Genomic DNA, 25,313 nt, shown 5'->3' with positions numbered 1-25,313 from the left:
GACGGCATACGAGATACTGATCGGTCTCGTGGGCTCGGAGATGTGTATAAGAGACAGGCGTGGTGGGGGTGGGCTGCGGCTCGGACATACTGCGCCACAGCTGGGTGTACCAAGGATCGGGGCGGCGGGCCTGACTCGTCGGCACCGGCACCGCGGGCTGCTCGATACCGGGCACCTGCACGATGTAGGCGGTGTCGCCGGGCATCACCAGCCGCAGCCGGTCGCGGGCCTCGGAGCGGATGTAGGCGGGATCTTCCTGTTGTGCGCGGCGGTCGCGCAACCGCGTCAGATCGTTTTCCAGATCGCGGCGCTGTTCGGCCAATTGCACCGATTCCGAACGCTGACTGAAATAGGTGCGCATCGGCACGGCGAGAGTCAGCGCGAGCGCGCACAACACCGCGGCCAGGATCACGGCCCGGCCGGTGGACAGCCCGAGGATCCGGTGATCGTGGCGATCCTCGGACTTCTTCGACTTCGCACGCGTGGTGCGCGGTTCGGATTTCGTGCCGGCCGGACGACGTTGCGCGGCCCGTTTGCCGGCGGAAGTACGGGTGGAGCCGTTCGCGGCGCGTTCGGGTCTGGGCGACCGCGTCGAGCGGCGGTCACCGCGTCCTGCCGGACTGGTGCCGCGCGCCCGTCGCTCCGTCATCCCCACACCTCGAAATCGCCTGCCTCCGCAGCGGTGCTGCGAATCTGTGCAGCAGCGGTGCTGCAAATCCGTGCCGTAGCGGCGCTGCGATTCGACCGCACAGCGCAACGGTTTCGCGCGGTGACCGGCCGCGGTATCGACCGGCCCCGCACGCCACACCCGTTGTCGAGGCTACTACCCCTCGAAGACGAAGCGGGGGAATGCGACGTCACCGGCGTAGCGAGCCGAATCGCCGAGCGCGTCCTCGATGCGCAGCAGCTGGTTGTACTTGGCGACGCGTTCGCTGCGGGCGGGGGCGCCGGTCTTGATCTGACCGCTGCCGACCGCGACCGCCAGATCGGCGATGGTGGTGTCCTCGGTCTCGCCCGAGCGGTGGCTCATCATGGTCTTGTAGCCGTTGCGGTGGGCCAGTTCGACCGCGTCCAGCGTCTCGGTGAGGGTGCCGATCTGGTTGACCTTCACCAGCAGCGCGTTGGCGGCGCCCTTGGCGATGCCGTCCTCGAGCCGCTCCGGGTTGGTGACGAACAGGTCGTCGCCGACCAGCTGGATCTTGTCACCGATCAGATCGGTCAGCGCGACCCAGCCGTCCCAGTCGTCCTCCGACAGCGGGTCCTCGATCGAGACCAGCGGGTACGCGCCCAGCAGGTCGTTGTAGAACTCGGCCATCTGCCCGGCGGTGCGTTCGGCGCCCTCGAACTTGTAGCCCGTTCCGGCGGTGTAGAACTCGGTCGCGGCGACGTCGAGAGCCAGCGCGACATCGCTGCCGAGGTTGTAGCCGGCCTTGCCGATCGCCGACGCGATCAGGTCCAGCGCCTCGCGGGTGCCGCCGGCCAGATCCGGGGCGAAACCGCCCTCGTCACCGAGACCGGTGGACAGGCCCTTGGTCTTCAGCTCGGCCTTGAGGGCGTGGTAGACCTCCGCACCCCAGCGCAGCGCCTCGCGAAAGGTCGGCGCGCCGATCGGGGCGATCATGAATTCCTGCACGTCGACACTGGTGTCGGCGTGGGCGCCACCGTTGAGGATGTTCATCATCGGCACCGGCAGCACATGCGCGTTCGGGCCGCCCAGGTAGCGGAACAGCTCCAGCCCCGAGGACTCGGCAGCCGAGCGGGCCACCGCCAGCGACACACCGAGCAGCGCGTTGGCGCCGAGGCGGGACTTGTCCGGGGTGCCGTCCAGATCCAGCAGCACCTGGTCGACGGTGCGCTGCTCGACCGCGTCCAGGCCGATCACGGCCGGTGCGATCTCGTCCAGCACGCCCTCGACAGCCTTGCGGACACCCTTGCCGCCGTAGCGGTCGCCGCCGTCGCGCAACTCCACGGCCTCGTGCTCGCCGGTGGAGGCGCCGGACGGCACCGCCGCGCGGGTCAGCGTGCCGTCGTCGAGAGCGATCTCGACCTCGACGGTGGGGTTACCGCGCGAATCCAGGATCTCGCGAGCTCCGACCTGTTCGATGATGGCCACGAAACGACACTCCTTCGGCTGCTGGCGATCAATTCAGGGCCCTGCCCACCGCCGTCCATGAGCAGGTCGCACGGCGGGCCCGTGCGTCTGCGAGCCTAATGGGTGCGGTCCGGAACGCACGACACAGGTGGGCGCGCGGTCGCGGTCGTTCGCGCGCGCAACCAATTGCGGCGGCGCCGAAGCATGTGCGCGGCAGCGGGGTGGGTCTCAGGCGCGACGGCCCACGCTGTACGCCGCCGCCTTCGTCCGCACGGTCGCCATATAGGTGGTGGACTGGTTGTAGGTCAGCACCGCCTTCTGCCACCCCTCGGCGGTGCGCAGATCTCCGCCGCTGGCGCACAGGTAGCGCGCGGCGGTCAGCGAGGCGTCGTCGATGCTGTCCGGATCCGCGCGGCCGTCCCCGTTGGCATCCACACCCCAGTGCTGCCAGGTTTCGGGCAGGAATTGGAACGGCCCCTCGGCGCGCACGTAGACCGGAGCGCCGGCGCGGGCGGTGGCCGCGTCGTCGAGAATCCTTGCGACACCGGGTGATCCGTCCAAGGGGATGCCGCGGATGGGCGGACGGACCTCACCGTCGGCATTCAGGTCGGAACCGCCGTGGCGGCCGTGCTTGCTCTCCACCCGCGCGATGCCCGCGATCGTGGTCCAGCCGATGCCGCAGTCGGGACGCGATCGGGCCATGACCTCGGCCGCGTATCCGTAGGCCTCGAGCGCGACCGTGGGGATGCCGAGCGCGTCCGACTGACCTTCCGCCCAGCCACGCAACTGTTCGGCACTACGGCCGGGCGCATCGAGGTCGATCAGCGGAACCGGGCTGCCCGCACCGGGCGGGAAACCGTCCGGAATCGGGGGCAGGTTATCGGTTCCCGCACATCCGGACAGCAGTGCGACCGCCGCGGCAGCGGCGAACGCGAGGGGCCGGAATCCGGGGATGGTCGAACGCACCTCTCCATCATCCAGATTCGCGCGCGGATGGCACGCATCGTGACGATGCACTCCACCCGACTCGGCATACGATCAGCTACCTTTCCCGGCAACCGTTCGATACCGAAACGCTATGTCCAATGGCGTACTTTAGGTAAGCCTTGCTTAAGATCAACGGAGCGACTAACTTCGCAGTCCGAGTCTTCACCACCTGCTTCATCCCCATTGCGAGGAAGGGAACTCCTGGTGAAAAACGTTCTCCGCGAACGTAAGACACCCCAGCACGAAGAAACCGAACCGATCGACCGCCGTACGCTTCCGCCCGAGGCCGCGGCGGCCGTGTTCTGTTCGGCCGAAGAGATCGCGATCACACTCGACCGCACGCCCGGCGGTTCCGCACCGGTCCGGCGCACCCTCTCCGATCCGGCCCTTATCCGGCTCGTCGACGCCTATGCCGCCGACTTTCCGGCGGCGGTGCGAACCGCGTTGCGACCGCCCGACACCGCCGCCGGCGCGACGATCATCGGCCGCCTGCCGGTGCGCGACGACGACCTCGGCCCGACGCCGCCCGACTGGACCCACGCCGCCGAACCGGCGTGCCCGGCATCGTTTCGCCTGGATATCGCCCTGTTACTGCTCGCCCGCTGCGCCGGCGAACCGTTCGGCTGGCAGGGCCAGCAGGGCGGGCGGCTGGTCAACAACATCCTGCCCACGCCCGGCCACGAACACGAACAGTCCGGCGCCAGCAGCACCACCCTGCTGAGTCCGCACACCGAGGACGCCTTCCATCCGGAACGCGCGCATCTGCTGCTGCTCGGCTGTCTGCGCAATCCGGATCGGGTGGGCACCACCGTCTCCTCGGTCCGCCGGGTGAACCTGGACGCGGACGAGCGGCGGTTGCTCGCCGAACCGACGGTGCCGATCCTGCCCGACGTCTCCTACGGCGAGGATTTCAGCGGGCATCGCCCCGCCCCCGTGGCCACCGTCACCGCCGGTGACGGTGGGCCGACCCTGCGCTACGACCCCGCCTACACCCCGCTCGACGAGGTCGCCCCCGAATACCGTTGCGCCTACGCCCATCTCGGTGCGGAATTGGAACGAGTCTGTCACCGTGCGGTGTTGGAGCCCGGCGAGTTGCTGCTGATGGACAATGATGTCGTCGTGCACGGCCGGGTTCCGTTCACGCCCCGTTACGACGGGACCGACCGCTGGCTCAAACGGGTCAACATCCGGCTGGCACGCCGCCGCGCACCGGCCGAGACCGGCGAAAGCGGATACGGGCAGCGGACGGTGCGGCCGTTCGCGCCCGATCCCATTGCGGCACCGACGATTTCGGACCGATGAACCGACCAGTGAACCGAGGAACGCAGTGAGCAGCCGCCCCACCCCGTTGCGCGTACTCAGCCGCAGCGATCTCGCCGATGTCCCGATCGCCCCCAACGAGGTGGTGCGCGCCGTCGAGGACGCCTATCTGGCCCTGGCGCAGGGTGATTCGGACAACCCCCGCAAGCTCGGCGTGGCGCATCCGGACGGCTGGTCGGTGGCGTACGCGATGCTGGGGCGCGACGGGCGCCGCCGGGTGGTGGCGATGAAGACCTCGTACAAATTCGATCCGAGCCACGACCGCAGCACCAAGCGCTACTACACCACCATCACCCTCTACGACGACGCCACCGGCACCCCGATCGCGATGATGGACTGCGCGCGGGTGGGCGCACTGCGCACGCCGGCGGTGTCGGCGCTGCTGGTGCGTGAGACGGTGCGGCCGGGCGCGCGCAGCGTGCTGCTGATCGGGACCGGTACTCAGGGCCGAAACGCGTTGCCGCACTTGCTCGCCGCGAATCCGCAGTTGAACCGGCTGATGGTGTACGGCACCCATCCCGAGGGCCTGGAAGCGGTGGGCACTCACTTGCGCGCGCACGCTCCGCACCTGGATCTGGACGTGGTCGACGATCCGCGCGCCGCGGCGGCGACGGCCGATGTGGTGCTCGCGACCGCCGGGCCCGGCACACAGGTCGCCCTCGAATCCGATGATCTGGCACCGGGTTCGGTGGCGGTGCTGGTCGGTTACGGACTGGCGCCCTCGACGCTCACCGACGCCGATCGCGTGGTGGCCACCAGCGCCGAGCAGATGGCGCTGACCGGCACCGATATGGCGGGGCCCGACGGGCGGCTGCGCTCGGTCGACGCCGAACTGCCGGCGATTCTGGGCCGCCGCGCGACCGCGCGCACCAGCGCCGACGAACGGCTGTTCGTCTACAACAGCGGCCTGGTACTCACCGATATCGCCGTCGCGCACGCGCTGGCCGAACGCGCCATCGCCGAGGGCCGGGGCACGGAGGTGCCGCTGTGGGACTGAGCGGGGCCCACTTCCCCGGCGCCGCGCGGTCGTCGCCATCGGAGACGACGCTGTGACCGCGAGCCGGACTACGCGAGCGCCCGACGATGCGCCGAATTCCGCCTCGATCACGGCGCCTCCCCTCCCGGCACACCGGGACGAATGGGAGCGGCGCCTGCTCGCCGACACCCGTCTGCTCGACGACATCGCCTATGCGGTCGGCGGCCCGTTCCACGTGCTGTACCCGGAGCGGGTGGGCGTGAATATCGACGGCTTCCGTGACCAGTTCCGCCGCCACGGCGTCGACGGCGCGATCTATTACGGCAAGAAGGCCAACAAGGCCGCGGCCGTGGTGCGGGTCTGCGCCGAACACGGCGCCGGCGCCGATGTCGCCAGCATCGGCGAGCTGAGTTCGGCTCTGGCGCACGGTATCCGGGGCCACGATCTGGTGGTGACCGGTCCGGCCAAATCCGATGAGCTGCTGTGGCTGGCCACCCGGCACGGCGCCCTGATCGCCATCGACGAACCGGGCGAACTCGACCGGCTCACCGGCCTCGGCGCCACCGCCCGGGTGCTGCTGCGGGTACTCCCGCCGGATTCGACCAGCCGGTTCGGCATGACCGATATCGAGCTCGACACGGTGCTGCACCGCACCGATCCGGCGCCGATCAAGGTGGAGGGCTTCAGCTTTCATCTGTCCGGCTACGACCCGATCGCCCGCTCGGAACTCGCCGCGGCGCTGGTTGACCGCTGCCTGCACGCCCGCGCCCTCGGACATCCGGTCACCACCCTCTCCATCGGCGGCGGATTCGGCGTGGACTATCTGCCGGATGCGGCCTGGCGCGCCTTCACCGAGGACCACGATCCGCACTGGTTCCACGCGGACAAGACCTTCGATTCGTACTATCCCTACCACCAGCGTCCCGCCGGACCGGCCGCGCTGGCCGCCGTCCTCGACCACGACGACCTGGCGAAAGTCCTACGCGCCCAAGCGATTCGGCTCGCGATCGAACCCGGGCGCGCGCTGCTGGACCGCGCCGGAAGCACGGTGTTCCGCGTCCAAGGTGTGAAAACTCGCACGGCACAGTCACTTCCCTACCAGCTGCTCACCGTCGACGGCACCAGCCTGAGCCTGTCCGAGCAGTGGTTCGACAGTGAATACCTGCCCGATCCGGTGCTGTGGCCGATGCGGCCGGGTGCGGCGACCCCGGCCTGCGTCGGCGCGGCGACCTGCCTGGAATCGGACATGCTGAGCTGGCGGCGCATTCCACTGCCGCGTCCGGCGGTCATCGGCGATCTGCTCGTCTATCCGAATACCGCCGGATATCAGATGGATTCGAACGAATCGTCGTTCCACGATCTCCCCATCCCGCCGAAGGTGCTGCTGTCGAGCAGCCCGGACGCGGATCCGGCGCAGCCGCCGCGGCTGCGCTGGACGCTCGAACGCTGACTCCCCTTCCCATCACACACTCGAGGAGACTCGCATGCCGATCGTCACGCGCGTGACGGACCTGATCGGAAACACTCCCTTGTTCGAGCTGGCCGTCACCGAGGGCGGCACCCGGCTACTACTCAAACTCGAACAGTTCAATCCGACCGGCGCGGCGAAGATCCGGATGGCCCGCGAAATGGTGCTCGATGCCGAACGCCGGGGTTTGCTGAGAGATGGCGGGCATATTATCGAGTCCACATCCGGGAATACCGGACTGGGACTGGCGGTGGTCGCGGCCGAACGCGGCTATCGATTCACCGCGGTCGTGGACCACCACGCCTGTAAGGACAAACTGCGCGCGATGCGAGCCATGGGTGCCGACCTCGTCTACGTCGCCGCCGAGGGCGACGACAGCCTGGCCACGTCCGCCCGGGAGGACCTCGCCGAGGCGATGGCGGCCGCGCGGCCGGACGCCTACTTCACCGAACAGCACAACAACGAGGCCAATCCGGTCGGCTACTACGCGGTCGCGGAGGAGTTGCTGGCCGATCTCGGTCATGTCGACATCCTGCTCTCCGCCGTCGGCACCGGCGGATCGCTGTTCGGCACGGCGCGGCGGCTGCGCGACCTGGGCCATCCCGCGCGGGTGATCGGCGTGGAACCGGTCGGGTCGATCGCGTTCGGCGGGCCCGGCGGACCGTACTGGCAGTCGGGCACCGGCACCCCGCCCGGCGCGACCGTCGGTACGGCCGTGGACTACTCGCTGCTGGACGAGGGAGTCACCGTCTCGGATGTGGACGCCTTCGCCACCGCCCGCTCGGTCGCGCAGCGTTCCGGTCTGATGATCGGCGGGTCGGCGGGCGGGTCGGTGTACGTGGCGCTGCAACGGCTCGAGGAATTCGAACCGGGCTCGACGATCGTCACCATCGTCTGCGACGGCGGGGAGAAGTATCTCGACACGGTCTTCGACGACGAATGGATGAGCGACCGCGATCTGCTCGACCGCACCGCCGAGCACGCGGTCACCGACCTGCTGGACCGCTACGCACCCGCGGCACCTGCTGTGCCCGAGGCGCGAAATCTGGTGGGAGCCCGATGAATCCGGTCGTCGCGGAGGCCCGGACATGACCGCCGCCACACCCCGCGGTGACGGGCGCCGGCTGACGGCGCTCGCGACGCCCATCGCGCTGACCCAACTGGCTCAGGTCGCGATCTCCACCACCAATATCGCGCTGATGGGCAGTCTCGGCGTCGACCAGGTGGCGGCCGGTGGGCTGGCGCTGGTGCTGTTCAACCAGATCCGCACCATGTGCGTCGGATTGATAACCGCCAGCGGCAATCAGGTGGCAACCGTGGTGAGCCGGGCCGAGAAACAGCGCCGCAACCCCGAACACGAGATCCGCGATGTGGTCCGATCGAGCTTCCTCATCGCCACGGCCGCGGGGGTGCTCGGCGGTCTGATCCTGGTCGGTCTGGGCTGGTCGCTGCAATGGCTGGGCCAGGACGCCACGGTGCTGGCCGAAGCGCGGCCGATGATGGTGGCGCTCGCGCCGGGTCTGCTGCCCTGCCTGTGGTTCCAGGTGCTGCGGCAATACACCGTCGGCATGCAACGGCCACAGGCGCTGCTGGTGGTGACGCTCGGCTCGGTGGCCGTGAACGCAGTGGTCGCGCTGGCACTGATCCACGGCTGGGCCGGACTGCCCGCCCTGGGCCTGACCGGTGTCGGCGTGGCGTCCTCGGTCGTCTTCCTCGTCACCTTCGCGGTGTTCTGGGTGATGGTGCGTCGCGACGCGGCGCTGGGGCCGACGCTGCCGGTGCGGATGTGGCCGGTACGCCGGCGAACGGCCACCGCGGAACTGCGGCTCGGCGCGCCGATCGCGCTCACCTACGGCTCCGAGGCCGGCATGTTCTCGGTGCTGGCCCTGGCGATGGGCACACTCGGCCCGGCGGCGCTGGCCGCGCACAACGTGGTGTATCAGCTCGTCTACATCGTGTTCCAGGTGGCGGTGGGGCTCTCGCACGGCGTCTCGATCCTGGTGAGCCGGGCCGTGGCCCGCGAGGAGTTCCGCCGCGCCCAGAACCTGGCCTGGCTGGCGTTGCGGCAGGCTGCCGTGGTGGCCGCGGTCGTCGGCGTGCTGTACGTCGCAGCGCCCGATCTGGTGCTGCGTCCGTTCCTCGCCGGTCGGGACGGCGCCACCGTCGAACTCGCGCACAGCCTGCTGCTGATCGCCCTCGTCCTGCAGTTCTTCGATGCCGCGCAGAACATCGGCAACGGGCTGCTGCGGGGGCTCGAGGACACCCGGGCCGGTTTCCGGTTGTCGCTGGTGGGATATTGGATCGTCGGTCTGCCGACCGCGTTGCTGCTCGCCTTCCCGTTGGGCCTGGGGGCGAGTGGCGTCTGGTGGGGCCTGACCGCGGGCCTGGCCGCGACGGCCGCGCTGATGCTGCGGCGTTATTTCTCGCTGCTGCACCACCGCCGGGCCGCCGAACCCCGCCAATTGGCCGACAGCCTCAACTGAACCGTCCGCATCCCTGTCACCAGCGCACTTCACATCGGCGGCTCGCACCCCAGCAAGTAAGCGGCACAACGGTTTACACTGGGGTGCCAGTCGCGGCCGACGCCGCCGCGTGAGCCGACCGTGAGGTGACGAGATGGTAGCCAGTGCCGGAGAACGTCAACAGCCCGCGACCGAGCATCCTGAACTGGACGTCCTGCCGACCTGGCCGCTGGACACCATCGCGGTCCTGGTGACCACCGATCCGTCGCCGCACGCGATACCCGTGAGCTGGCCGGTGCGCGCCGACGATCGGCGAATCCTGTTGAGCCTCAAGTTCGATCGCGGTTCGCTGGCGCGGCTGCGCAAACGTCCCGATGTCGCGCTGCTGATCCTCGGTGGCGGCAATGTGGCACTGTGCGCCCGCGGTCGCGCGCGCGTCATCGCCGATCCGATGCCCGGCGCCGAGGACTACGTGGCCGTCGCCATCGATGTAGAGGTGATCGACGACCACCGCCAGGGCGCGTTCGAGGTCGAAGCGGGCATTCAGCGCACGGTCCTCGACGAACCGGAACTCGAATACCTCCGCTCGCGTGTCGCCACCCTGCAGGAGATGGTCGACGCGAAGAATTGACGCCATGATCGCCGCCTTCTCGGTCACCCCGCTCGGCACCGGCGCCGATGTGGGCCGCGCCGTCGCCGAAGCCGTCCGCATCGTCCGCGCCAGCGGGCTGCCGAACGAAACCAACGCCATGTTCACCACACTCGAGGGCGAATGGGACGAGGTGATGGGGGTGATCAAACAGGCCTCCGACGCCGTCCTCGCGGTCGCGCCGCGCTGCAGCCTGGTGATCAAGGCCGACATCCGTCCCGGCGTCACCGGCGCCCTGACGTCGAAGGTCGAGACCGTCGAACGCTATCTCGCGGAAGACCCCCAGTAAGCGCGCCAGTCGTCCGGGCCGAGCGGCGCACGTTCTCCTCGGGCCTGTTCGGCGGCGTCCTCCGCGCCGCGGATTCGGGTCGCGAAAGCGATGGCGGCCTTGCGTAGCCGCTCCTCCGCACTGTCCGGTTCGCCCAGATGAACGACCCGCAGGTCGTCCGGAACCAGATCCTCGGGTAGCCCGGCCTTCGCGCTGCGGGAGCGAATCTTCTCCGCCAGCGCCAGTGCGGGCTGCGCCATCGCGATCCCGTCCAGGCAGGAGCGGCGCGCCTTCTCGGTGAGTTTGCGTTCTTCCCAGGCGCGTTCCTGCGCGGCGACCTTCGCGGCCACATCCGCTCCGGCGTCCACCGCCGGATCGGACAGATGCGGACTGCGGTGCACCAGTTTCGCGACCAGCGCGGCGGCCACCTCGTCGACGGTGAATTCGCCCGCCGCCTCGGCGATCCGGGAATGGAACAGCACCTGTAACAGCAGGTCGCCGAGTTCCTCCTTGATCGTCTCCGCATCGCCGTGCTGGATGGCGTCGAGGAGTTCGTAGGTCTCCTCCAGCAGATACGGCCGGAGCGAATCGTGGGTCTGGGTGACCTCCCAGCCACCGAAATTCCACAGCCGGTCCATGACCTCGACGGCCTCGGTCAGGCCGTGCGCGACCCGTGCGGAATCAGCCGCGGCGTCGTCGGATCCACCCGACGGGCGCTCGCCCCCGACCTCCCTCACCCGACCGCGACCTCCGCGCGCACCACGAGATCGACCATGCCCTTCGGCTTCCCGTCGAGCGCCAGCAGCAGATCGGCGACGAACTGCAACAACTGCACATCGCGCACCCGCGCCGCGCCCACGCTGTCCTCCACGCGGGGCAGCGGCAGCTGCACGATGCCGGTGGTGGGCCGATAGCTCGCACTCGGATACAGCCGCTTGAGCCGCATCTGCTTCGAATCGGGCAGTTGCAGCGGCGACACCTTCAGTGTGGTGCCCGTGACGCCAACCTCCTGGATGCCGTACTCGCGGCACAGCAGTCGCAACTTCGCGACCGACACCAACCGGCCGACCTCCACCGGCAGCGGGCCGTACCGGTCGACGAGCTCCTCCACCACGGCGGCGAGCGCCGAATCATCCTGTGCCGCAGCCAGTTTGCGGTATGCCTCCAGCCGCAGCCGGTCGCTGGCGATGTAGTCGGGCGGAATGTGCGCATCCACCGGCAGGTCGATCCGCACCTCCTTGGCCTCTTCCTCGGTCGTGATCGGGCGGCCGTCGGCGGCGGCGCGATAGGCCTCCACCGCCTCACCGACCAGTCGCACATACAGATCGAAACCGACGCCGGCGACATGGCCGGACTGTTCGGCACCGAGAACGTTTCCGGCGCCGCGGATTTCGAGGTCCTTCATCGCCACGGCCATACCCGCGCCGAGATCGGAGTTCTGCGAGATGGTGGCCAGGCGGTCGTAGGCCGTTTCGGTGAGCGGCTTCTCGGCCGGATACAGGAAGTAGGCGTATCCGCGTTCCCGGCTGCGCCCGACCCGGCCGCGCAGCTGGTGCAGCTGCGAAAGGCCCAGGGTGTCGGCCCGTTCGACGATCAGCGTATTGGCGTTGGAGATGTCCAGACCGGTTTCGATGATCGTGGTGCACACCAGCACGTCGAATTCGCGCTCCCAGAAGCCCTGCACGGTCTTCTCCAGGGTGTCCTCGTTCATCTGGCCGTGCGCCACCGCGACCCGCGCCTCGGGCACCAGATCGCGAATTCGCTGGGCGGCCTTGTCGATCGAGGACACGCGGTTGTGCACGTAGAAGACCTGGCCGTCGCGCAGCAATTCGCGGCGCACGGCCGCGGCGACCTGTTTGTCGTTGTAGCCGCCGACATAGGTCAGGACCGGGTGGCGCTCCTCGGGCGGGGTGAGGATGGTCGACATCTCGCGGATTCCGGCCAGGCTCATCTCCAGAGTGCGCGGAATCGGAGTGGCCGACATGGTCAGCACGTCGACGTGGGTGCGCAGCGCCTTGATGTGTTCCTTGTGCTCGACGCCGAATCGCTGTTCCTCGTCGATGATCACGAGGCCGAGTTCCTTCCACCGCAGACCGGTCTGCAGCAGCCGGTGCGTACCGACCACGATGTCGACCTCACCGGTGGCCATGCCGTCGATCACCTCGCGCGATTCGGCCGGGTCGGTGAAGCGCGACAGGCCCTTCACCCTGACCGGGAATCCGGCGACGCGTTCGGTGAAGGTCTGCAGATGTTGCTGTGCCAGCAGCGTGGTCGGCACCAGCACCGCGACCTGCTTACCGTCCTGAACCGCCTTGAACGCCGCCCGCACCGCGATCTCGGTCTTGCCGTAACCGACGTCGCCGCAGATCACCCGGTCCATCGGCACGGGGCGTTCCATATCGGCCTTCACCTCGGCGATGGCGGTGAGCTGATCGTGGGTCTCGGTGAACGCGAAGGCGTCCTCCATCTCCTGCTGCCACGGCGTATCGGAGGCGAACGCGTGACCGGGCGCGGCTTGGCGCGCGGCGTACAACTGCACGAGTTCGGTGGCGATCTCGCGAACGGCCTTGCGCGCCTTGCGTTTCGTATTCGCCCAGTCGGATCCGCCGAGTTTGGACAGACTCGGCATCTCCCCGCCCACGTAGCGGGAGAGCTGGTCCAGCGAATCCATCGGCACGTACAACCGGTCGCCGGGCTGACCGCGCTTACTGGGCGCGTACTCGATGACCAGATATTCGCGTCGCGCGCCACCGACGGTGCGTTCGATCATCTCCACGAACCGGCCGATGCCGTGCTGATCGTGCACGACCATATCGCCGGAACTCAGCGCCAGCGGATCGACCTGATTGCGCCGCCGAGCGGGAAGTTTCTTGCCCTCACCGGGCGCGGTGACGCGGTTGCCGGTCAGATCGGATTCGGCGATGACGACCAGTTTCGCGTCGTCGAACACGATGCCGTCGTGCAGCGAACCGCACAGCACACCGACCAGCCCACGCACCGGTTCGGCGCCCGGCTCGAGCGCCGCGGCCGGAACCTCGGCATCGGCGAGCCGCTCCTGAATGCGTTGTGCCGTACCGTGTCCCGCGACCACGATGACCGCGCGTCCCCCGGTGGTGACGTGCGCGCGCAACGAGGCGAAGACGGTCGCGACCAACTCCTCCGAGCCGCGGGCCGCCGGCGCCGACAGCACGGGCAACACGACCTCCGCGGGATCGTCGGCGGCCAGCGGGCTCAGCGTCCACCACGGCAACCCGCGCGCCTCGGCATCGGCCCGCACGACGTCCAACCCGCGATACGCCGAGGACGCCAAATCCAGCCCGTGCGCGCCCAAGGGCGCCGCTCCGCCGAAGGACGCGGCCGTCCACGACGCCTCGAGGAATTCCTGTCCGGTGCGGACCAGATCGGCGGCGCGGGTGCGGATCTTCTCCGGATCGCACAGCAGCACATGCGATTGCGTCGTCACCACATCGGTGAGCAACTGCAGCTCACCAGGCCGCAGCACCGGCAGCAGCGCCTCCATCCCCTCCACCGGAATGCCCTGCGCCAGCTTCTCCAGCATCTCGACCAGCGCCGCATCGGCCGGATTGTCCGCGGCCACCTTCGCCGCCGATTCGCGCAGGTCCTCGGTCAGCAGCAGTTCCCGGCAGGGCTGTGCCACAACGAGATCCACCTCGACCTCGGTGAGCGAACGCTGATCGGCGACGGAGAACGCGCGCAGTTCACTGATCTCGTCGCCCCAGAATTCCACGCGCACCGGATGATCGGCGGTGGGCGGGAAGATGTCGAGAATGCCGCCGCGGACCGCGAATTCGCCGCGCTTGCCGACCATATCGGCGCGCTCGTAAGCGAATTCGACCAGCCGCGTGGTCAATTCGTCGAAATCGAATTCGGCACCGACGCGCAGCACGATGGGTTCGATCTCACCAAGTCCCGGGGCCATCGGCTGCATCAGCGACCGGACCGTGGTCACCACCACCTGCAGCGGTTCCGGATGGCCCGGATCCTCCGGATGCGCCAGCCGCCGCAGCACCTGCAACCGCCGGCCCACGGTGTCGGCACTGGGCGACAGCCGCTCGTGCGGCAGTGTCTCCCAGGACGGGAACAGCGCGACCCGATCGCCGATGATCTCGCTCAACTCGACGGTCAGATCGTCGGCCTCGCGCCCGGTGGCGGTCACCACCACCAGCGGCCGCGCGGCCGCGACGGTCGCCGCCACGAACGGCCGGACCGCCGACGGCGCGACCAGCTGCACCGAGGAGCGCCCGATCAGTTCCCGAACCTGGCTCAGCGCGGCATCGGCACCGGCCACCTCGGCCAGTCCCGCAAGAGGTGGGCGATGGCTCGGCATGAAAGAAACTCCCGCTGCACAGATCGGCGATTTCAGAGCGACCAATCGAGTCTAGTCACGCGAATGTGCCGCCAGCACGGTGGTCCCCGCCACCGTCCGCGCGACCAGCGCGTGCGGGGCACACCAATACCCGAAGAAATACCACCAAGGCGTACTTCTACGAGCCGTACACCTTGGTGGGTCTCGGCCCGCCTCGATTTTGGAGCGACGGAGCGAGGGAGCGCAGCGACTGAGCGGAGAAGTGAAAAATCGAGGCCCAGAGGGCCGAGACCCCGCCGGAGCGAAGCGCAGGCCAAAATTACGGCACGTAGCGACGCAACCGCCGCGCCGCGAACTCCCGAAAATAGGCCACCTTCTCGTCCGGCACGATCGAGGGCAGCAGGAAGTACCACATGCGTTCCATGCGCACCGCCATCTGGTCGATGGATTCGGTGCCGACGGCGGTGATGTGGACTCCGGCGGTCATCTCCTGCAGGAGAAGACCGATCGTTTCGGGGTCGAGGTCGGGTTTGAGGTCGCCCTGCGCGATGGCCCGCTCCGCGAGCAGGATCTGGGTTTCGCCCCAGGTCTTGGTGATGTTCTCGCCCGAGGCGCCGCGGTAGTCGCCGATCTGGTGGGTGAGTTTGAGCATCGCGCCGACCATCGGATCGTTCATGGTGAGGTCGGCGACGACGTAGGTGATGCCGATGGCGGCTTCGAGTGCGGGTACGCGCGGGTCGAAGAAGCCCTGACAGGCGCCGCGCAGTCGTTCGTTGCCCTGGTCGACCACGGCGCGCGCCAGTTCTTCCTTGGATCCGAAGTGGAAGTACAGTGCGCCTTTGGTGACGTTGGATTGCGAGATGATCTCGCTGAGGCTCGCATTCGCGTAACCGAGTCGCAGAAAGACGTCGGCCGCGCCTGCCAGCACCGAATCGCGGGTGATTTCCGCACGCGCTTGCCTAGCCATCAGATCCGCCTGTCCTCAAACCAGCCATCCTGAAGTAGACCGATATCCCGAAGTTGACCGACATCACAGCTCGAACAGCACTTGAAGGATGGGTGAACCGTACCATCCGACCGGCCGTCGCCAGCGGAATCGAGCATTAAGACCAGTCTCCTTCGCAAACAATGGGCTAACCGTCCAGTTCGGTCCCCTATTACCCCCCGGCGTGGCCACCGCCGGTCAGCCGGGTGTCGTGCTCGGCCATTCGGAGCCGAGCTGCGGATCGGCCTCGAGGTGGGTGAGCCCGTTCCAGCACAGGTTCACCAAATGCGCGGCTACCACCTCTTTGGACGGCTGCCGTTCGTCGAGCCACCAGGTGGCGGCGGTGGCGACCATGCCCACCAGGGCCTGCGCGTAGAGAGTGGCGAGACTGGTGTCGAAGTCGCGGCGTTCGAAATCGCCGGCGAGGATGTGCGCGACCTGGTTGACCGCCTCGTTCAGCAGGCTCGAATAGGTGCCGGCGGCGGCCGAGGCGGGCTGATCACGCATCAGGATGCGGAAACCGTCGGTGCGCTCCTCGATATAGGTCAGCAGCGCGAGGGCGACCTGTTCCAGCCGGACGCGGGAGCGGTTCTGGGTCAGCGACGAGGTGATCATGTCCAGCAGCGTCGACATCTCGCGGTCGACGACCACCGCGTAGAGGCCTTCTTTACCGCCGAAGTGTTCGTACACAACGGGTTTCGACACCTGGGCGCGCTGGGCGATCTCCTCGATGGAGGTGGCGTCGTAGCCTCGTTCGGCGAACAGCGCCCGGCCGATCTCGATCAACTGCTGCCGGCGCTGCGTTCCGGTCATCCGCGGACGCGGCGCCCGTATCGGGTCGCCCGAAGTCATCTCCCCCGCCTCTCTCCCCCGCCTCTCCGGGAATCTTGCCGGTCGTAGGTGTCTGGAGATTTCTCGGCCGGGCCGGCGGTCGGCGACGACCCGAGGTCAGGGCGTGCCCGACGAGTTACCCATGTGCTTTCGAAATCAGATGTTGCGTTGCGCAAATTTACCCGACCGCGACCGGGCACTCTTGCCGACCCGCGACCCGCGCGGGAAAATCTGCCCGTAATTCGCGAAGCGGTGGGGAAACGTGCGAGGATATTGCGCGCATGCCGTGGCGCAGCGGTGGATCCATGGGGTTCATCGGTGCGACGATCCGCCGTAGTGTAATGGCAGCACCACTGATTTTGGTTCAGTTAGTTCAGGTTCGAGTCCTGGCGGCGGAGCTGGCGATGGGGCTGTGACCTGCGTGAATATCGGGCAAAGCCCCGAGCCGGTGCTCAGGCCCGGGTGGACTAGGGTGTGGGCGGACGGCCAGCCGCCGAGCCCGCCGCAGACCGAGCCTGCGAAGGCCCGGCGCGGGCAGAGACAGCCGCAGGCAAAAGACAGCGCAGACCAGCACGATGACAGGCAGCCGAGGGAGATCCATGCCACAGCAGACCGCCGTCGTCGTTCTTGCCGCCGGTGCCGGAACTCGAATGCGGTCCAAGACACCGAAAGTGCTGCATTCGCTCGCCGGGCGCAGCATGCTCGAGCACGCCCTGCACGCGGCGAACGAGATCGACCCCACCGACCTGATCACGGTGATCGGCCACGACCGCGAACAGGTCGGCGCCGCGGTGAATTCCGTTGCGGCAGAACTGGGTCGCGAGATCACCTCCGCGGTACAGGAACAGCAGCTGGGTACCGGGCACGCGGTGCAGTGCGCCCTGTCGGCGCTGCCCGCGGACTTCACCGGGGATCTGCTGGTGACCTCCGCCGATGTGCCGCTGCTGGACGGGCACACTCTCTCGGCGCTGCTGGACGAGCATCGCAGTTATCAACCGCGTTCCGCGGTCACGGTTCTCACCTTCGTTCCCGAGGATCCGAACGGTTACGGCCGGATCGTGCGCGATCCCGACGGCGGCGTCCTCGAGATCGTCGAACACGCCGATGCGACCCCGGAGCAGGCGGCGATCAACGAAGTCAATTCCGGCGTCTACGTTTTCGACGTCACCGTGCTGCGGACGATGATCAACCGGCTGACGACCGCCAACGCCCAGCACGAGCTGTATCTGACCGATGTCCTGAAGCTGGCACGCGAGGCCGGCCATCCGGTGCACGGCGCGCGCCTGGTCGATGCCGCCAAGGTCACCGGCGTCAACGACCGGGTGCAGATGGCTCAGGCGGCCCGCACCCTGAACCGCTACATCCTCGAGCGCCATATGCGCGCCGGAGTCACCGTCATCGATCCGGCCACGACCTGGGTGGACGCGAGTGTGCGCATCGGCCGCGACGCGGTGCTGCGCCCCGGGGTCCAGCTGCTCGGTAACACCGTGATCGGCGAGGATGCCGAGGTGGGACCCGATTCGACCCTGACCGATGTGCTCGTCGGCGAGGGCGCGAAGGTGGTCCGGACCCACGGCGAGGGCGCCACCATCGCCGCCGCCGCCACGATCGGGCCGTTCGCCTATCTGCGCCCGGGGACGATCGTCGGCGAATCCGGCAAGATCGGCGCCTTCGTGGAGACCAAGAACGCCTCGATCGGCGCGCATTCGAAGGTCCCCCACCTGACCTACGTCGGTGACGCCACCATCGGCGAGTACAGCAACATCGGCGCATCGAGCGTGTTCGTCAACTACGACGGCGTGAAGAAACACCACACCGTCGTCGGTTCGCATGTGCGCACCGGCAGCGACACGATGTTCGTCGCGCCGGTGACCGTGGGCGATGGCGCATATTCGGCAGCGGGTACTGTGCTGCGTAGAAATGTTCCGCCGGGAGCGCTGGCAGTATCCGGCGGGGCACAGAAGAACATTGAGGGCTGGGTGCAGCGGTATCGTCCCGGGACGGCCGCGGCGCAGGCGGCGGCGGAGGCGATCGCGGCCGATGACAGAGCGAGTCAGGCAACCGAGCAAAAGGATGGCAACACAGAGTGACCGCGTTCTCCACCGATAACCAGAAGAACCTGATGCTGTTCTCGGGGCGCGCTCACCCCGAACTGGCCGAGCAGGTCGCGAAGGAACTCGACGTCGCGATCACGCCGCAAACCGCCCGCGAGTTCGCCAACGGCGAGATCTTCGTTCGCTTCGAAGAGTCGGTGCGCGGCTCGGATGCCTTTGTGCTGCAGAGCTTTCCGGCTCCGTTGAACCAGTGGCTGATGGAACAGCTCATCATGATCGATGCGCTCAAGCGCGGTTCGGCCAAGCGGATCACCGCCGTCCTGCCGTTCTACCCCTACGCCCGCCAGGACAAGAAGCACCGCGGTCGCGAGCCCATCTCCGCCCGCCTGGTCGCCGATCTGCTCAAGACCGCCGGTGCGGACCGCATCATCACCGTCGACCTGCACACCGATCAGATCCAGGGCTTCTTCGACGGCCCGGTGGACCACATGCACGCCCTGGTCCAGCTGTCGGAGTACGTGCGCAACCACTACAGCACCGAGAACGTCACCATCGTCTCGCCCGACGCCGGTCGCGTGAAGGTGGCCGAGAAGTGGGCCGACGCGCTCGGTGGCGCGCCGGTGGCGTTCATCCACAAGACCCGCGATCCGCTGGTGCCGAACCAGGTCAAGTCGCATCGTCCCGTCGGTGACGTCGCGGGCCGCACCTGCATCCTGATCGACGACATGATCGACACCGGTGGCACCATCGCCGAGGCCGTACGCGTGCTGCGCGAGGCCGGAGCCGGCGATGTGGTCATCGCCGCCACCCACGGCGTGCTGTCCTCCCCCGCGGCCGAGCGCCTCGCCTCCTGCGGCGCCAAGGAAGTCATCGTCACCAACACCCTGCCGATCACCGAGGACAAGAAGTTCCCGTCGCTGACCGTGCTGTCGATCGCCCCGCTGCTGGCGCGGACGATCCGGGAGGTCTTCGAGAACGGCTCGGTCACCGGCCTGTTCAACGGCTCCGCCTAGCTCCCCCGCCTCGCTCCCCCGCCTCTCCGCGTATTCAGCGTGTCGTTGGGTGGGCGATGGGTTGGCCGTCGGTCTCTCGTTGGGTGCGTGTCGGTTTTCGGGCGTGCCCGGGGAGTTACCCATGTTCTTGTGAAATCAGTCGTTCCGTCGGGTGACTATCCGTCGGGGCGACTGATTTGTATTGGCGGTTGTTCCCTCCTCTTCTTTCGGGATCAGCGGTAGCGTTGGTTGTAGGGTGCACCGCGAATGTGCAGGGTGCGCCGGCCTGCGAGAGAGGTGGGCTGAGGATGGCCGACGACGACACTTACCCGTTGATGGACGAGGTGTTCGAGATGGGCGATGACGAGCGCGAAGACCTGGATTACGACCTCGGGGACGATGAACAGGCCGACGAGATCCGCGAATATCAGCGCTACATCGACGATCCGCCTGCCGATCTGGAGATCCGGTATCACGAGAACGACGACGACGGTCGCCTGGGGATCCGCAGCGAACTCGACCAGGAATGGACTCGGCGCCGGCATCGTCAGGAATTGCGCGACGAGGACGAGCGGCCCGCCGAAGTCGCCGCCATCGAGGTGGTCGACGAACCGGGTGACTGAGCGGCGGCCGGTCGGAGCGGGTGCGGCGGACCATGTCCGCGGCGGTCGCTAAGTTGGCGGTATGAGCGGATTCGCGGGGTTCCCGTTCGCCGGGCTCGACTTCTACGAGGATCTGGAAGCCGACAACTCGAAGGCTTTCTGGACCGCCAACAAGCATGTCTACGAGCAGTCCGTGCGGGCGCCGATGGTGGCACTGACCACGGAACTGGAGAACGACTTCGGACCGGCGAAGATCTTCCGGCCGTATCGCGATGTGCGGTTCTCCAAGAACAAGGCGCCCTACAAGGACCATCAGGGCGCGGTGGTCCGCACCGCCCCGGGAGCGGGCTGGTACGTCCAGATCGGCGCGCCCGGACTGTACGTGGCCGGTGGGGTGTACGCGCCGACCCCCGAGCAGCTGGCGCGACTGCGCACCACCATCGACGACGAGGTGCGCGGTCACGAATTGCGGGCGCTGCTGGACGGTGTGGCGGCGGTCGGCTATGTGATCGGCGGGGAGCAACTGAAGACCCGGCCCAAGGGTTTTCCCGCCGACCATCCACGCATCGACCTGCTACGTCACAAATCCCTGGTGGTCCACAAGGACTTCGGCGCACCGCCCTGGCTGGAAACACCCCGCGCCGCCACCGAAGTCCGGGCCGCGTGGGAGGATCTGCGGCCCGTCGTCGAGTGGCTGGCCGCGGTCATCGGCAACTGACCTCGACGGACAATCCGGGCCGGGCGATCAGCGTCGTTCGGCCAGGACCAGCACGAAACGCTCGGCCGAATCGGTCCATACCTCTTCGGTGGCGAATCCGGCGCTGTCCAATTCCCGGCCGAGGCCGTCCACGCGGAACTTGGCCGAGATCTCGGTGCGCATCTGCTCACCCTGCGCGAAGTCCACGACCAGGTCCAGATCGGCAACGGTGACCGTCATATCCCGGGTCGCCGCCAACCGCATCTCGATCCACTCGTTCTCCGCGTCCCAATGCGCGATGTGCGCGAAGGCTTCCGGGTCGAAGTCGGCATGCAGCCGAGAGTTCAACACATGCAGGACATTTCGATTGAATTCGGCCGTCACGCCCGCGGCATCGTCGTAGGCGGGCACCAGCACCGCCGGATCGGTGACCAGGCCGGCCCCGAGCAGCAGCTGCTCACCCGGCTCGAGGACCTGCTGAATGCCGGCCAGGAATTCGGCTCGCTCCTGCGGGACCAGATTGCCGATGGTGCCGCCCAGGAATGCGATCATCCGCCGACCACCGCGGGGGAGATTGTGCAGGGTTTCGGTGAAATCACTGACCACCCCGTGCACCGCGAGATTCGGGAATTCGGTACCGATCTGCTCGGCGGCACCGCGCAGTGCGGAGAGCGACACATCCTGCGGCACGTAGGTTTTCAGCGGACCCTCGGACAACAGGGCCGACAGCAGCAGACGCGTCTTGGCCGCCGAGCCGGCGCCCAGCTCCACCAGCACCTCGGCCTGGGCGGTGCGCGCGATATCGCCGACCACGCGCTCCAGCAGCGCGCGCTCCGTGCGGGTCGGATAGTACTCCGGAAGTTCGGTGATCGCTTCGAACAGTTCGCTACCGCGCGCGTCGTAGAACCACTTCGGCGGCAACGTCTTCGGATCGGCGGTGAGTCCGGTCCGAGCGTCCGACCGCAGGGCTGCGTCGAGATCGTCGTCGGTGAGATGGATGTCCAGCGTCGGTTCGCTCATGAACGGGCCCTTTCGGATTCATCAGGTCCTGCGGAGAGAGTGGGTTGTGCTGCGTCCAGCGGCTCGACCACGAGAAGACCGGGCCGCACCGTCACCATCTGCCGATCGGTGATGGCCTGCCAGCGTGGATCGTCGTCGTACGGTTCGGAGGAAACCACCGCGACCTCGTCGGTGACCAGCACCGACAGCGAGTGGTGAATAGTTGTCGCCCACAGTGTTTCGCCGTTCCCGAGTAGCAGGTTCAGCCGCGCGCTCGGCGCCTGCGCCAGTACGGCGCGCACCGTCGCCGACACGGCCGCCGCGACGGCCCGGAGCCGGGCGTCGGACTCGCTGCGTCCCTCGAACGACGACGACAGTGCGCCGATTCCGTCCAAGGCGGCGCGCAGCACCACCCAGAGCGCGGCGGAATCGGTCGCGGATTCGGCATCCAGCAGATCCGGCGACCCGAATTGCTTTGCCACCACGGGCAACACCGTGCGCCAGTTCTGAATCACGCCGTTGTGACTGAACGCCCATCCGCCGTCGGTGAACGGGGCGCAGGCGGTCCGCTCCACCGGCATGCCGATCGTGGCCGAACGCACCGCGGCCAGCACCGCGGGTGAGGACAGTTGCGGCAGCACCTCCTCCACCGCGGGGTCGGTCCAGATCGGCGCGGCATTGCGGTAGCGGCTCGCGGCTCCTTCGCCGGTCCACCACGCGACCCCGAAACCGTCGGCATTGACGGTTCCCCCGTGACGCATATCGTTCGGCGCCCACGACTGGGTGCGCAGCGAATGCGTTCCGCGAGTGAGCAGTTCACCGACCGGAGCCGGTGGTCCCAGATAGCCGAGATGTCGGCACATCAGCGCTCGTCCGGTCGCAGGTCGCGGGCGAGGCGGAAGCCGGAGAAGATCTGCCGGCGGATCGGGTGGTCCCAGTTGCGGAAGGTACTGCGGCAGGCGACCGGGTCGGTGCCGAAGGATCCGCCGCGCAGGACGCGGTAGTCACCGCCGAAGAACACCTCGGAATATTCGCGGTAGGGGAAGGCGGCGAATCCGGGATACGGCTCGAAACCCGAAGCGGTCCATTCCCATACGTCGCCGATCAGCTGATGCACCCCGGACGGCGACGCACCGGCCGGATAGGCGCCGACATCGGCCGGTTCCAGATGGCGCTGCCCCAGATTGGCGGTGGTGTCGTCGGGTTCGGCGTCGCCCCACGGATATCGACGGGATCGCCCGGTGGCCGGATCGAACCGCGCGGCCTTCTCCCATTCGGCCTCGGTGGGCAAGCGCTTACCCACCCAGTTGGCGTAGGCCTCGGCCTCGAACCAGCACACGTGCACCACCGGCTGCTGCGGGCGCACCGGCGCCGGCGTTCCGAAAGTTCGTCGCCACCGGCGATTGTCGCTGTCGCGCTCCCAGAACTGCGGCGCGGTCAGATCGGCCTCCACCCGGTGGGCCCAGCCCCGCTGTGACCACAGCTCGGGCCGGTGATAGCCACCGTCCTCGATGAACGCCAGATATTGCGCATTCGTCACCGGCGCCGCATCGATCGCGAAGCCGGGCAGGTGCACGCGATGTTCGGGCCGCTCGTTGTCGAGGGCCCACGGATCCGAGGAGGTGCCCATGGTGAATTCGCCCGCGGGAACGACGACTTCGTCGCCGACCGCCACGCGCGCGGCCGGTGCGGGCGCGGCGGTCAGCACCGCGGCGCCGGCGCGCAGCTGATGGGTGGCGAGCATGGTCTCGTCGTGCTGCTGTTCGTGCTGGGCGATCATGCCGAAGGCGAAACCACTGTCCACCAGTCGGTTTCCGTGCAACGGACTGGAATTCAACACATCCAGCACCTTGTCCCGCACGGTGCCCACGTACCCACGTGCCTGCGCCGGATCCAGCAGCGGAAGCGCGGGGCGGTCGGCGCGGGCATGCCGGAAGGCGTCGTAGAGGTGGTCGATATCGGCCCGGACCGGCTCACGCCCGCCGACATCGCGGACCAGCCACAGTTCCTCCTGGTTGCCGATATGCGCAAGATCCCACACCAGCGGGCTCATCAGCGGCGAATGCTGGGCCACCAGCTCGGCCTCGTCCACCGCCTCGGTCAGGATCGTCGTGCGGGCGCGGGCGCGGATCAAGACCTCCGCGATCTGTGCGCGTAATCGCTCCGTCGCGGCGTGATCGGTTCCGGTGTGAAGGGTCATCGGTGCTCTCCCAGGGATCGTGCCCGGCTGCCTCGTCGCACCGTCCTGCGGTGCGCGTCGCCGGTCGTACTCATTCGGCTGTCTCGGCGGGTGCGCAACGGGCGACCTCCCCGTCCGGCATCCGGCCGCCGCGACATCGCCGCACCGCGGCGCAGATCTGCTCGATGGCCTCGTCGCTGCGGGCATGCTCGGTGGCGAGGGTCAGCAGTTCGACCGCGACGGAACGGATCTGGGGGTCGGCCAGGCCACAGCGGGCGGCCGAGGCCCATTCGTCGGCGACCGGTTCGGCCAGCGCGGTCGCCTCCGCGACCACCGCCGGCGTCGACATCAGCGCATCGACGACGTGGACCGGCACGGTCCACTGATCACCCGGCTGTGCGTCCAGATAGCGGACCTCCAGATGCCCGGACGCCCGCACGGGAGGAAAGACCGTGGTCAGGTGGTAGTCGAGGTCCTCGACCTCCGGGCGGCGACCGATCTCGTCGTCGAGCGCGCCGCACAGCCAATCCGCGAAGGTGGCACCCGGCGGCGCCGTCCAATCCGCCTCGGCGGGGCCGCGCCGCACGCACAGCAGCGGGGTGTCCAGCGCCCAGCGGCCGTAGTCGGTGAGCGGATCGGCCCAGCTCCGGACGGGCGGCCGGGTGCGGGCGTGATCGAGCCGCAGCCAGGTGCGCATCCGCTGCGACGCCCAGGCGCCGGTGGGAGCACCGTGCAGATCCGGGGAACAGGCGAAGGCCGCCACCAGGGCCGGTCCGACCGCATACAGCGCGTTCCAGCGGGCCGCGATCTCGGCGGGATCGGCCCCCGCGTCCACGCTGACCTGCGTGGCGGCGGTATTGCACATCATCAGCTTGCCGTACGGGCCGACGCCCGCGAACGCCCGTTCCATCGCGCGATAACGCGGCAGGCGAAGCACCCGGCGGGCCTGCCGACCGGCATCGGCGGCCGCGGAATACGTTCGGATGGATCGGGTTTCGAGCAAGTCGGAGAGAAAGCGAGAATCCTCGAGCAGCCGGGCGCAGAGTTGCGCGGCATCGGCGAAGGGGGCGCTGGACAGTTCGATCTGGCCACCGGGTTCGAGGGTGATCCGGCTGCCACCGGGAAGTACTTTGGCGGGTGAATCGGGCGAAACAGACTGTGGGGCATAAGGACCCAGCGCATCCGCGAACATCGACAAACGCGGACGCGAATCCGGCGCCGACAGCTCCCCGCGAGCGGTGAGCCACTCCAGTTCGGCACCGATCAACGTGGGCGGGCCCTGTTTGAAACAGACACCTCCCACATAGGCCTCCGCCGCGGCGCGCGAAGACAAACCGGCACCCAACCCGGCCGGCGCCTTGTCCACCGTTACCGCCATGCCAACCTCCGCTCGAGCCTGCGGGGGATCACCCACCGCGTTCCGCC

22 protein-coding genes and 1 tRNA gene are annotated in these 25,313 nt (G+C 68.2%); 12 read left to right on the top strand and 11 right to left on the bottom strand.

Annotation, left to right across the window (positions count from 1 at the left end; all coding sequences use genetic code 11):
• From C8258_RS29300 to C8258_RS29290, 3 genes are all read right to left on the bottom strand, one after another.
• Positions 1-649 (bottom strand): septum formation initiator family protein (locus C8258_RS29300; RefSeq protein ID WP_106957914.1); only part of this gene is annotated, 649 nt, incomplete at its 3' end.
• Positions 650-823: 174 nt separating this feature from the next.
• Positions 824-2,113: a phosphopyruvate hydratase gene (gene eno / locus C8258_RS29295; protein ID WP_106957903.1), complete on the bottom strand. Its 1,290-nt coding sequence runs from the start codon at positions 2,111-2,113 to the stop codon at positions 824-826.
• A 207-nt stretch (positions 2,114-2,320) separates the two neighbouring features.
• Positions 2,321-3,058, bottom strand: coding sequence for a lytic transglycosylase domain-containing protein (locus C8258_RS29290; RefSeq protein WP_369974830.1), 738 nt, complete (start codon positions 3,056-3,058; stop codon positions 2,321-2,323).
• A gap of 225 nt (positions 3,059-3,283) precedes the next feature.
• Between C8258_RS29290 and C8258_RS29285 the strand changes: the two genes are divergently transcribed.
• The 7 genes from C8258_RS29285 to C8258_RS29255 all read left to right on the top strand — a co-directional run bounded on the left by C8258_RS29285 (position 3,284) and on the right by C8258_RS29255 (position 10,243).
• On the top strand, positions 3,284-4,381 hold the full coding sequence (locus C8258_RS29285) for a TauD/TfdA family dioxygenase (RefSeq protein ID WP_106957902.1): 1,098 nt from the start codon (positions 3,284-3,286) through the stop codon (positions 4,379-4,381).
• Positions 4,382-4,406: 25 nt separating this feature from the next.
• The gene (locus tag C8258_RS29280) at positions 4,407-5,396 is read left to right on the top strand and encodes an ornithine cyclodeaminase family protein (RefSeq protein WP_199195890.1); all 990 of its coding nucleotides are present in this window, start codon (positions 4,407-4,409) and stop codon (positions 5,394-5,396) included.
• Positions 5,397-5,448: 52 nt separating this feature from the next.
• Positions 5,449-6,825, top strand: a complete 1,377-nt coding sequence (locus tag C8258_RS29275; protein ID WP_199195889.1) for a Y4yA family PLP-dependent enzyme — start codon at positions 5,449-5,451, stop codon at positions 6,823-6,825.
• Positions 6,826-6,859: 34 nt separating this feature from the next.
• Positions 6,860-7,906: a PLP-dependent cysteine synthase family protein gene (locus tag C8258_RS29270; RefSeq protein WP_106957901.1), complete on the top strand. Its 1,047-nt coding sequence runs from the start codon at positions 6,860-6,862 to the stop codon at positions 7,904-7,906.
• A 25-nt stretch (positions 7,907-7,931) separates the two neighbouring features.
• The gene (locus tag C8258_RS29265) at positions 7,932-9,326 is read left to right on the top strand and encodes an MATE family efflux transporter (RefSeq protein ID WP_106957900.1); all 1,395 of its coding nucleotides are present in this window, start codon (positions 7,932-7,934) and stop codon (positions 9,324-9,326) included.
• 133 nt (positions 9,327-9,459) lie between these two features.
• A complete protein-coding gene (locus tag C8258_RS29260; RefSeq protein WP_039780672.1) occupies positions 9,460-9,936 on the top strand; it encodes a pyridoxamine 5'-phosphate oxidase family protein in 477 nt (158 codons plus the stop codon).
• Positions 9,937-9,940: 4 nt separating this feature from the next.
• Positions 9,941-10,243, top strand: a complete 303-nt coding sequence (locus tag C8258_RS29255) for an MTH1187 family thiamine-binding protein (RefSeq protein WP_106957899.1) — start codon at positions 9,941-9,943, stop codon at positions 10,241-10,243.
• Here C8258_RS29255 and C8258_RS29250 read toward each other — a convergent pair.
• The 4 genes from C8258_RS29250 to C8258_RS29235 all read right to left on the bottom strand — a co-directional run bounded on the left by C8258_RS29250 (position 10,219) and on the right by C8258_RS29235 (position 16,386).
• On the bottom strand, positions 10,219-10,860 hold the full coding sequence (locus tag C8258_RS29250; protein WP_106957910.1) for a MazG family protein: 642 nt from the start codon (positions 10,858-10,860) through the stop codon (positions 10,219-10,221). The two genes, C8258_RS29255 and C8258_RS29250, sit on opposite strands and share 25 nt — an antisense overlap.
• A 95-nt stretch (positions 10,861-10,955) precedes the next feature.
• Positions 10,956-14,570 carry a transcription-repair coupling factor gene (gene mfd, locus C8258_RS29245; RefSeq protein WP_106957898.1) on the bottom strand — a complete coding sequence of 1,205 codons (3,615 nt, stop codon included), beginning with the start codon at positions 14,568-14,570 and terminating at the stop codon, positions 10,956-10,958.
• A gap of 298 nt (positions 14,571-14,868) precedes the next feature.
• Positions 14,869-15,516 (bottom strand): TetR/AcrR family transcriptional regulator, encoded by a 648-nt coding sequence (locus C8258_RS29240; protein ID WP_040721767.1) that lies wholly within the window; start codon positions 15,514-15,516, stop codon positions 14,869-14,871.
• Positions 15,517-15,732: 216 nt separating this feature from the next.
• Positions 15,733-16,386 (bottom strand): TetR/AcrR family transcriptional regulator, encoded by a 654-nt coding sequence (locus C8258_RS29235; protein WP_063006735.1) that lies wholly within the window; start codon positions 16,384-16,386, stop codon positions 15,733-15,735.
• A gap of 306 nt (positions 16,387-16,692) precedes the next feature.
• On the opposite strand from C8258_RS29235, the gene C8258_RS29230 reads away from it, so the two are divergent.
• The 5 genes from C8258_RS29230 to C8258_RS29210 all read left to right on the top strand — a co-directional run bounded on the left by C8258_RS29230 (position 16,693) and on the right by C8258_RS29210 (position 20,731).
• A tRNA-Gln gene (locus tag C8258_RS29230) sits at positions 16,693-16,763 on the top strand.
• A 201-nt stretch (positions 16,764-16,964) separates the two neighbouring features.
• Positions 16,965-18,455 carry a bifunctional UDP-N-acetylglucosamine diphosphorylase/glucosamine-1-phosphate N-acetyltransferase GlmU gene (gene glmU, locus C8258_RS29225; RefSeq protein ID WP_106957897.1) on the top strand — a complete coding sequence of 497 codons (1,491 nt, stop codon included), beginning with the start codon at positions 16,965-16,967 and terminating at the stop codon, positions 18,453-18,455.
• Positions 18,452-19,432, top strand: a complete 981-nt coding sequence (locus tag C8258_RS29220; protein WP_030515237.1) for a ribose-phosphate diphosphokinase — start codon at positions 18,452-18,454, stop codon at positions 19,430-19,432. Before glmU ends, C8258_RS29220 begins: the two co-directional genes overlap by 4 nt.
• Before the next feature lie 287 nt (positions 19,433-19,719).
• Complete coding sequence (locus tag C8258_RS29215) at positions 19,720-20,034, top strand: hypothetical protein (protein WP_051025008.1); 315 nt, start codon at positions 19,720-19,722, stop codon at positions 20,032-20,034.
• A gap of 61 nt (positions 20,035-20,095) precedes the next feature.
• Positions 20,096-20,731 (top strand): DUF2461 domain-containing protein, encoded by a 636-nt coding sequence (locus tag C8258_RS29210; RefSeq protein ID WP_036505166.1) that lies wholly within the window; start codon positions 20,096-20,098, stop codon positions 20,729-20,731.
• Between the two features lie 27 nt (positions 20,732-20,758).
• On the opposite strand, the gene egtD is transcribed toward C8258_RS29210, so the two are convergent.
• The 4 genes from egtD to egtA form a co-directional block, all read right to left on the bottom strand.
• Positions 20,759-21,730 carry an L-histidine N(alpha)-methyltransferase gene (egtD, locus tag C8258_RS29205; RefSeq protein WP_106957896.1) on the bottom strand — a complete coding sequence of 324 codons (972 nt, stop codon included), beginning with the start codon at positions 21,728-21,730 and terminating at the stop codon, positions 20,759-20,761.
• Positions 21,727-22,572, bottom strand: coding sequence for an ergothioneine biosynthesis protein EgtC (gene egtC / locus C8258_RS29200; protein ID WP_106957895.1), 846 nt, complete (start codon positions 22,570-22,572; stop codon positions 21,727-21,729). Before egtC ends, egtD begins: the two co-directional genes overlap by 4 nt.
• Positions 22,572-23,909 carry an ergothioneine biosynthesis protein EgtB gene (gene egtB, locus C8258_RS29195; RefSeq protein WP_106957894.1) on the bottom strand — a complete coding sequence of 446 codons (1,338 nt, stop codon included), beginning with the start codon at positions 23,907-23,909 and terminating at the stop codon, positions 22,572-22,574. The genes egtC and egtB overlap by 1 nt, the downstream gene beginning before the upstream one ends.
• A 70-nt stretch (positions 23,910-23,979) precedes the next feature.
• Positions 23,980-25,266 (bottom strand): ergothioneine biosynthesis glutamate--cysteine ligase EgtA, encoded by a 1,287-nt coding sequence (gene egtA / locus C8258_RS29190; protein WP_106957893.1) that lies wholly within the window; start codon positions 25,264-25,266, stop codon positions 23,980-23,982.
• Positions 25,267-25,313: the final 47 nt, after the last annotated feature.

Origin of the sequence: Nocardia sp. MDA0666 (genome assembly GCF_003023875.1) — a bacterium.
Lineage (GTDB): Bacteria > Actinomycetota > Actinomycetes > Mycobacteriales > Mycobacteriaceae > Nocardia > Nocardia aobensis.
The sequence above is the reverse complement of the archived record's forward strand: the minus strand, read 5'-3'. Positions and strand labels throughout refer to the sequence as shown.